This window comes from Acaryochloris sp. IP29b_bin.148, from assembly GCF_028285565.1.
Classification (GTDB): Bacteria; Cyanobacteriota; Cyanobacteriia; order Thermosynechococcales; family Thermosynechococcaceae; genus Acaryochloris.
In genome coordinates, this window is record NZ_JANQOY010000022.1 from 1 (window position 1) to 3,444 (window position 3,444).

Below are 3,444 nucleotides of genomic sequence, written 5' to 3' on the forward strand. Positions count from 1 at the left end.
ACTTGCTGTATACATTTTCCAAAATAGGTCTATCCAATCTCAGATAGTCGAACCTATTTCCCCCTAATAGTTATCTACCATAGGTATTAATTTAGTTAACAAGGAAAATAATATTTTTTACTTTGTTAATAGTAAGCAAAGAGACTGTTAATCCAACTATTAAGCTTACTAAAAAGCATTGAGCTTATGTGACCTGATGTCCAGCTTAAGGTAATAGCTTATAAGTCTTCATAAAAGCTATATTTCGCCCTTTAAAAGCTTCAAAGCTTTAAGAAGCGTATCCTATCAATACCAGAGGATGCATTTCCTATTGAGTTCAGAGCATACCTAAAGGACACAATAGTTAGACACCAATAAACTCTAATCAAACGTCACCTAATTTATTATTTTGCCATTAAATTGTTATTCAGACCCTTTAATTGTCGTCCAGTACAACAAGCTTTTATTTTATATGCATAGAATAACCTTGCACTTTCTTCTTGCTAGGGAGAATAGAATATTTTTATCTTTAAGTGAAATAAATAATCGATATTATTGATCATAAAATAGTCATCTTGAATATAAATTTCTCTTTATTAGATAAATAAGTATTTGGCGATAATCTTCCAAGGATATTTTATTATGAACACGAAATATTCTAATCCTATTTACACTGATAACGAAATAATTTTCACCTTTGTAACTAGTTTTATACAGGGGAAACCGATCTTACTTTCAAATCAAAACCTACGAACAGAGCCCCTTTTCGATACAGTACAACTGATTGCGCAACAAGGAGGAGTAATTTCTACAGCAGCGTTGAAAGGATCGCCCTCCACGGCTAAACTTCACCCTATCGCACCTTATTCTCAGCTTGTGCATCAAGTGATGACTGAAAATAGTTATTATCCACTAGCGAAAAACGAAAGAGAGGATTGTTATATTTACCAGTATTTTGCTCCGTCAAAATACTATAAAGTATATTGCACTACTGCTAAAGAATTGTGGCGGGTGTGCTGGGGTCGGGGGAAGAGTATCCGCTCTGGGATTCCGCTAGAATTGGTCATCTGGGGACAACGACCTCCTCTTCAAAAGCAGATCTGGCATCCCATTCGCGGAATGGAGGTAGAAAATTGCCAATTTACTGTCAAGATTTTGAGTGGTAACTTTCAATATGCAGGTGATGATTTAGTTGTTTGGGCTAGAAAACTTTCTAGTAGTGAACTTCTAAATGTCAAGCGCTGATCATTGAATTGACACTCTGCAAAATTTTTCTCCCACCATGTCTGCATTCTAGATAATCTCCAAACTCAGGACTTGGTCATCGTAGCTGAATGGAGAACAATTCCCTAAAAACGCAATGGGGGAAAGCGCTCTAGAAGTTACCGTAAAAAGTCAGGACGGTCACTGTGGGCAATCTCAGGGAGTCGACTCATACATTCAAGATAGTAGTTTAGACTAGATGTACAGACGCTATTGCATAGTTCTGAACTAACTTGTTCGCTTTATACCTTCTTTAGAAATCAGCTCTGACAGTTGTTCTCAATCCCCCTTAAGTTTTCTGAGTTTCAGCATTATTTGATACTGTTTCCGTACGCTGTAAACAAGTTCTTCGGCTCCACACATAGGCCCCAAAGCCAACTATCAGGTTGGCAGTTGCTGCTGCCAAAAAGATACCTTTCGCTTCAGCCACACGGCTGCCGATATAGGCCATGGGAATATAGCATCCCACCATATGAGTTCCAGTAATCATAATTGATGGAATGGGTTTGCCCATCGCATTAAAGGCAGAACTGGTTATCTGCAACATCCCAGCAGCACCATAACTAAGGGGTACTAGCCACAAATATTGAGCGGCGATTTCGATCACCTTGGGATCTGGATTGAAAATTGCAGCTAGCGATCGCCCGCTCAGTCCTAGCCCTACCGCCATTATTAACCCCCAACCAAGGCAGAATCGATAGCCGTGGCTGAGGGCCTGCCGTACCCGATCAACTTTGTGAGCCCCCCAGTTTTGCCCAACAAAAGGTCCCATACTAGAGGCCAAGGCCATGACGGCAATCATAGCCAGTGACTCGACCCTGGAGGCTAAGCCAAATGCAGCTACAGGTGCAGCCCCGTGAGAAGCAAGAAAACTGGTAATTACTCCAATTGATATTGGTGTGATCATGCTGGCAGCGGCAGCTGGTAGCCCCACTGTCAATATGTCACGCCAGCACCAAAGCGTTTCCTGGATTGTAGGAATTTGGGTAGACAGCAAATTCTCTTTGAAATGCAACACTAGCAAGGCGGCAACTAATGAGATGGCCCGAGCTATCACTGTAGCCAGAGCTGCTCCTTGCAATTCCAATCGGGGAAACCCCAATGCACCATTTATTAGCAGCGGATCCAACAGGATATTAGCAGCTGCAGCCACAGTCATGATAATGCTGGGGGTTAAGGTATTCCCGGTTGCCCGAATGGCACTGTTACCCACCATGGGGACTACCAAAAACACGATACCAAAATACCAAATCCGCATATATTCACGGATGAAGGGAAGGATTTCAGGGCCAGCGCCCAACGCCTTAAACAGTGGATCGATGGTGAACAATCCTACGCTAGCAAATAGAAAAACTGCTGTTAGAGCCAGAGTTAGGCTATTGGTGGTAAAGCGTTGTACACGGCGTATATCTCCTTCACCAATGGCCCGCGCAATCACGGAGGTAGACCCAATACCTAACCCAAAGGCTAGATTACCTAAGGTGAGAACTACTGGAAATGTGAAGCTCATAGCTGCTAGCTGAGTTGTACCCAGCTGTCCTACAAAGTAGGTATCAACAAGGTTAAATGCGATTAAAGCAAATAAACCCCATGCCATTGGCAGAGAAAGTTTCACAAGTTGAGAACCTACTAGGCCTGATGTTAAGTTTCGCTTCATAGTTGCTGGAAATTCTTGCATTAATTTTCTATTCTTTATGCCTTTAGGATGAAGGGTTTTGAGAGGCTTATGGCTATCTTGACTTTGGTGACTGGCTGTTCAAGACACCCGTTTCAATCCAGACATTCTGGTCGTAAAACCCACCCCGTTGCTCACACTGAAATCCACCTAATAGCATCCCAAACCAGACAGGTATCAGTGATAGCTGTAGCCCCTGCATTAGCTCGGCCATAGAAACCATTCCAGATGAACGCTGTAAGTATGCTGAGATGGCATTCACCCAAGCTGAAACATCCTCCTCTTCCAAGACTTGCAAGACTTCATCGGGTTGCTCCACCCTTAACTCAGTCTCCAGCTCTTCCAGCAAGGATGCCTTATCCTGGAGCACAATGATTGACTCACACTCCTCTTTCGGCAATGTTCGCCGAGTCACCGAGTCAGGATCAGCAATTAGATCATCGTCTAACACCATGGATTGCCGAACCATCTCCATTTCGTCATCCAAATCAAGGATAGGGCCATCATCGTTATGGGCATCTCGCCAG

Annotated in this window: 3 protein-coding genes; all 3 read right to left on the reverse strand. The window is 42.9% G+C overall.

The genetic code is table 11. From position 1 onward, the window contains the following. Positions 1-1,148: 1,148 nt before the first annotated feature. Entirely contained in the window at positions 1,149-1,271 is a 123-nt protein-coding gene (locus Q0986_RS22840; RefSeq protein ID WP_366918492.1) for a transposase DNA-binding-containing protein, read from the reverse strand. Positions 1,272-1,531: 260 nt separating this feature from the next. After that, positions 1,532-2,899, reverse strand: coding sequence for an MATE family efflux transporter (locus Q0986_RS02275; RefSeq protein WP_366918493.1), 1,368 nt, complete (start codon positions 2,897-2,899; stop codon positions 1,532-1,534). A gap of 73 nt (positions 2,900-2,972) precedes the next feature. Further along, positions 2,973-3,444, reverse strand: a 472-nt coding sequence (locus tag Q0986_RS02280; protein ID WP_299403040.1) for a hypothetical protein, incomplete at its 5' end; no start/stop codon positions are given.